The organism is Sphingomonas sp. (genome assembly GCF_031426035.1).
GTDB lineage: Bacteria > Pseudomonadota > Alphaproteobacteria > Sphingomonadales > Sphingomonadaceae > Sphingomicrobium.
Map to the genome: position 1 here is coordinate 1 of NZ_JANPKO010000163.1, position 5131 is coordinate 5131.

5 protein-coding genes are annotated in these 5131 nt (G+C 65.1%); 2 read left to right on the forward strand and 3 right to left on the reverse strand.

Annotated elements, in window-relative coordinates; all coding sequences use genetic code 11:
- The 3 genes from RMP08_RS12220 to RMP08_RS12230 all read right to left on the reverse strand — a co-directional run.
- The coding region (locus tag RMP08_RS12220) for an FAD-binding oxidoreductase (RefSeq protein WP_310469277.1) at positions 1-916 on the reverse strand (916 nt) is incomplete at its 3' end.
- 4 nt (positions 917-920) lie between these two features.
- Positions 921-2267: a glutamine synthetase family protein gene (locus RMP08_RS12225; protein ID WP_310469278.1), complete on the reverse strand. Its 1347-nt coding sequence runs from the start codon at positions 2265-2267 to the stop codon at positions 921-923.
- 45 nt (positions 2268-2312) lie between these two features.
- Positions 2313-3155: a TorF family putative porin gene (locus RMP08_RS12230; RefSeq protein ID WP_310469279.1), complete on the reverse strand. Its 843-nt coding sequence runs from the start codon at positions 3153-3155 to the stop codon at positions 2313-2315.
- A 172-nt stretch (positions 3156-3327) separates the two neighbouring features.
- Between RMP08_RS12230 and RMP08_RS12235 the strand changes: the two genes are divergently transcribed.
- Both RMP08_RS12235 and RMP08_RS12240 read left to right on the forward strand, forming a co-directional pair.
- Positions 3328-4641 carry an aspartate aminotransferase family protein gene (locus tag RMP08_RS12235; protein ID WP_310469280.1) on the forward strand — a complete coding sequence of 438 codons (1314 nt, stop codon included), beginning with the start codon at positions 3328-3330 and terminating at the stop codon, positions 4639-4641.
- A gap of 12 nt (positions 4642-4653) precedes the next feature.
- Positions 4654-5131: alanine dehydrogenase (locus tag RMP08_RS12240; RefSeq protein WP_409049799.1), on the forward strand; the 478-nt coding region annotated here is incomplete at its 3' end.

Sequence of the window (5131 nt, forward strand, 5' to 3'; positions counted from 1 at the left end):
CCGACCGATAGCGTTCGCCGCCGCCGAAGATCAGGCGCTGGTCGGCCGACAAGCGGAAGTAATTGAGCACGAAGCGGCTATCGGCAACGGCGGCGTTGGTCGGCAGCAATGTTCGCGCGCGATCGCCGAGCGGAGCGGTGGCGATGACGTAGTTCATCAACGGTACGGTGAAGCGGCCGAGAGCGGGGACGATGTTGCCAGTCCAGGCGTCGGCGGCGAGAATCGCCTGCGTTGCGATCACTGTTCCCAGATGGGTAGCGACACGAACCCTTGAGCCTTGGTCGTCGATTGCGGTGACCCGGCTATGTTCGTGAATGGTGGCGCCGGCGGCCAGCGCGGCGGCGGCCAGCCCGAGCACATAGTTGAGCGGGTGGAAATGGCCGCCGTCGCGGTCGAGGACGCCGCCGTGATAAGCGTTGGTGGCGACATAGCGTTGGATGTCGGCGGGCGCGACCAGCTCGAGCCCGGTGCGGCCAAAGCGCGTCGTCAGCACCTCGACCTCGTCGCGCATCTCGGCGAAATGCGACGGCTTATGCGCGACTTCGAGATGGCCCGGCGCGAAATCGCAGGCGATGGCGTGTCGCGCGATCCGCGCCTTTACTCGGTCGGCGGCGCCCATCGCCAGCGCGTGGATGGCCCGGGCGCGATCGAGCCCGAAGGCGGCAATCAACTCGCGCGCTGTCCAGCGCAGGCCGGGGATCAATTGCCCGCCGTTGCGTCCCGATGCGCCGAAACCGATCGTCTCGGCCTCGAGCAGAACGACGCTCGCGCCGGCCTCGGCTGCAGCGAGGGCGGCCGCGGTGCCGGTAAAGCCGCCGCCGATTACCGCCACATCGCAGTCAACCTCACCGGACAGCGGCAGCAGAGCGGGGAACGGATTGGCGGTGGCGCGATAGTAATTGCCGGCGGTGGCCATGGGATCAGACGCGCAGTAGCAGATGCTCGCGCTCCCACGAACTGATCACCGATTGGTAATTGAGAAGCTCGGCTTCCTTGATCGCAAAGAACAGTTCGAAAAATTCATCGCCGAGCAGCGTCTTGACCGGACGGCAGTGCATCATGCGGTCGAGCGCGACCTCGAGGCTGCGCGGCAGTGTGCGAGCGCGGTGATAGGCGTTTCCGGCAATGCTCTTGGGCGGCTGCATCCGCTCAACCATCCCGAGGTAGCCGCACACCAGCGACGACGCGATGGCCAGATAGGGATTGGCGTCGGCGCCGGGCAAGCGGTTCTCGATGCGGCGGTTTTTAGCGTTGGCGATCGGCACGCGCAGTCCGCAACTGCGGTTGTCGGTACCCCACTGGACGTTGACCGGTGCGTCGCTATCGGGCCGTATGCGACGGAAGCTGTTGACGTTGGGCGCGAACAGCGGCGAGATCTGCGGCAGCAATCGCACCAGCCCGCCGATGTAGTTGCGGAAGAGCGCGCTGTCGCGGCCGTTGGCCATCGAGAAAATGTTCTTGCCATTGGCGTCGAGCACCGATTGATGGATGTGCATCGCCGAGCCGGGTTGATTGCTCATCGGCTTGGCGAGGAAGGTCGCATAGACCTCATGCTCGAGCGCGACCTGGCGGACGATGCGCTTGAACAGCAGGACTTCGTCGGCGAGGCGCAAGGGATTGCCGTGGAGGAAGTTGACCTCAAGTTGGGCAGCGCCTGATTCATGAATCATCGTGTCGATGTCGAGCCCGGCCTTTTCACAATGGTCGTAGATATGCTCGATGATGTCCTCGAACTCGTTCAGGGCTTCGAGCCCGTACGGCTGGCTCGCCGTTTCCGGCCGTCCCGACCGGCCGACCGGCGGCAGCAGCGGGAAGTCGGGATCGGTATTGCGCGACACGAGATAGAATTCGACCTCGGGCGCGATCACCGGCTGCCAGCCCTTGGCCGCATAGAGTTCGAGCACGCGCTTCAGGATCATGCGCGGCGCATAGGCCACCGGCTCACCCTCGCGGATGAAGGCGTCGGTGATGACATAGGCGGTGCGGGTGGTGAGTCCGGGCGCCTCGCAGATGGTGTCGGGGTCGGGGATCATCAGAAGATCGGGGTCGTAGACCGGCACGATATGGCCGATGTCCGCCGGATATTCGCCGGTGATGGTGACCGAATACACGCTGCCCGGAATGCGCAGCGTGCCCTCCTTGAAGCTGGACAGGAACTTGCCCGCGGGCAGCACCTTGCCGCGCTGGACGCCATTCATATCGGGAACGATGCACTCGATCTCGGCGACCTCATGCTCGGCGATCCAGCTGGCGAGCTTGTTTGGCATTGATGCTCCGGCGCCGCGCGGCTGCGGCGCCGTTCCTTTCACTCTCTAGAATTCGAACGCGCGGCCGACTGACACCACAATACCGTCGTTGCCAAGAGGGTCGCCCCCGGTGTGTGAGGTGCCGACATATGCGGCGCCGACCGAAAACCCGAGCACTTCGCCGCTGACGCCCAACGACCAATCGCGCTTGTTGTCGTAAAACGCGTTGTCCTCGATGCCGAAGGAGGCGGTGAGGGCGATACCGGAATCGCCCAGCGGAAGCTCACCGTTGAGCGCGTAATAGATGCCGCGCTTGGGCATCGTGTCGTCCTGTTTGGGCGTGAACGCGAAAAGGGCGCCGACCGTCGCCGGTCCGACGGCATGGCTAACGGTGCCGATGAGTTCCCAATAATCGAGGTTATCGGCGCCGGGATAGGCGTAATAGGTCGCGTTGACGTCGACGTCGAAGGTGCCGAGCGTGGTGGCATAACCAGCGATCAGATCGATCTCGATGTCGTCGCCGCCGTTGTCGGCAACGTTGGAGCCCCATACGCTGCCGTAGAAGCCGGACTCGTGGCTGACGGTGAAGCTCGGCTGAAACGCCGGGTCCTTGTCGCTCAGCGAAATGCCGCGGAATCGATAGTCGCTGACCGCCGTCAGATCGAGCTCGAAGGTAAATGGCTTTGTTGGCTCCTCTTCCTCGGCGGCGGCCGCGGTATCGTCCGCCTTGGCGACATTCTGGCCGGCATCGACCTTGTCGCCGGCGTCCGCCGGAACATCCTGCGCCCAGGCCGGTGCAGCGGTCAGCGCGGCCGCGGTCAAAGCGGCGCCAAAAAGGATCGTTAAAGCACGCATCGATTTTTCCCCCTCTCCGCGCCGAAATCGCCCATTGGCGGGCGGCAGCGACACCGTGTTGTCACAGTCTGACCGGCATGCTGGCCACACGCAACCGTAAACGCCAGCCCCAAATCGAGGATCGGCCTCCATCGGAAAAAACGATGACCGGTCTGTACTTGAATGTAGTTTCCCTTCCGCGGATGCCAGTCTAGTGGTTGCGGCAAGCTATGGGCGGGATCCGATAATGCTTGCGAACGACAGCCTGGCGGCGTTCTGGATGCCGTTCACCGCCAACCGCGCGTTCAAGGCAGATCCGCGGCTTCTCGTCTCCGCAACCGGCATGCATTACCGCGCGATCGATGGCCGCGAGCTGCTCGACGGCACCGCCGGACTGTGGTGCGTCAACGCCGGGCACTGTCGCGAACCGATCGTCGAGGCGATCCGCCGCACCGCCGGCGAATTGGACTATGCGCCGACGTTCCAGCTCGGCCACCCATTGGCGTTCGAGCTATCGACCCGATTGGCGGCATTGATGCCCGCCGGGCTCGATCGAATTTTCCTCACCAACAGCGGCTCCGAAGCGGTCGACACCGCGCTCAAGATCGCGCTCGCCTACCAGCGCGCACGCGGACAAGGCGGGCGCACTCGCTTGATCGGGCGCGAGCGCGGCTATCACGGCACCGGCTTCGGCGGCATTTCGGTCGGCGGGCTGGTCAACAACCGCCGCGCGTTCGGCACCTTGCTGACCGGAGTCGACCATCTTCCGCACACCCACAGCCTGGCCGACATGGCGTTCCGCCGCGGCCAGCCGCGGTGGGGGGCGCACCTCGCCGACGAACTCGAGCGGCTGATCGCGCTCCACGGCGCCGAGACCATCGCGGCGGTGATCGTCGAGCCGGTCGCGGGATCGACCGGGGTGCTTGTTCCTCCGCTCGGCTACCTCGAGCGGTTGCGCGAATTGTGCACCAAGCACGACATCCTGCTAATTTTCGACGAGGTGATCACCGCGTTCGGCCGGCTCGGCGCCGCGACCGCCGCCGAGCGATTTGGCGTGACGCCCGACCTCATCACCATGGCCAAGGGTCTGACCAACGGCGCCGTGCCAATGGGCGCGGTCGCCGCGTCGCGCGGCGTGCACGATGCGATCGTCGACGGCGCGGCCGACGGCATCGAGCTGTTTCATGGCTATACCTATTCGGGTCATCCGTTGGCTGCCGCGGCGGGAATTGCGACCCTCGACGTCTATCGCGACGAGGATTTGTTCGGCCGCGCCCGCGGCCTCGAAGCCAAGTGGGAGGAGTCGCTGCACAGGTTGCGCGACACACCCAACGTCATCGATCTGCGTAATTTCGGGCTGATCGCCGGGATCGAGCTGGCGCCGCGCGCCGGATCGCCAGGCCAGCGTGGCATGGAGCTGTTCCACGCCTGCTTCGACGCCGGCCTGCTGGTCCGCGCGACCGGCGACACCATCGCCTTGTCGCCGCCGCTGATCGTCGACGAAGCACAGATCGACAACATGTTCGGCACGATCGCCGAGCAAATCGCACGCATCGACTGAACCGGGGGACAAATGCGGGTCGGAGTACCGAAAGAAATCAAGGTCCACGAGTATCGGGTCGGATTGACGCCCGCGTCGGTCGCCGAGCTGGTGACCGCGGGGCATGATGTGATTGTCGAGACCGGCGCCGGGCTCGGGATCAACCTCACCGATGTGGATTATCGCAGCGTCGGCGCGACGATCCTGCCCGACGCGGCCGCCGTGTTCGCGGCGAGCGACATGATCGTCAAGGTCAAGGAGCCGCAGGCGCAGGAGATCGCTTTGCTCGAGCCGCGGCACATCCTGTTCACCTACCTCCACCTCGCTGCCGACAAGCCGCAGGCCGAAGGCCTGATGCGATCGGGCGCCACATGCATCGCCTATGAAACCGTGACGAGTCGCGGCGGCGCCTTGCCGTTGCTCAAGCCGATGAGCGAAGTCGCCGGGCGGATGTCGATCCAGGTCGGCGCGCACTACCTCGAAAAGGAACAGGGCGGGCGCGGCGTCCTGC

Coding starts and splice junctions, on each gene's coding strand:
- RMP08_RS12235 (WP_310469280.1), top strand. CDS start 3,328: ATGCTTGCGAACGACAGCCTGGCGGCGTTCTGGATGCCGTTCACCGCC.
- RMP08_RS12225 (WP_310469278.1), bottom strand. CDS start 2,267: ATGCCAAACAAGCTCGCCAGCTGGATCGCCGAGCATGAGGTCGCCGAG.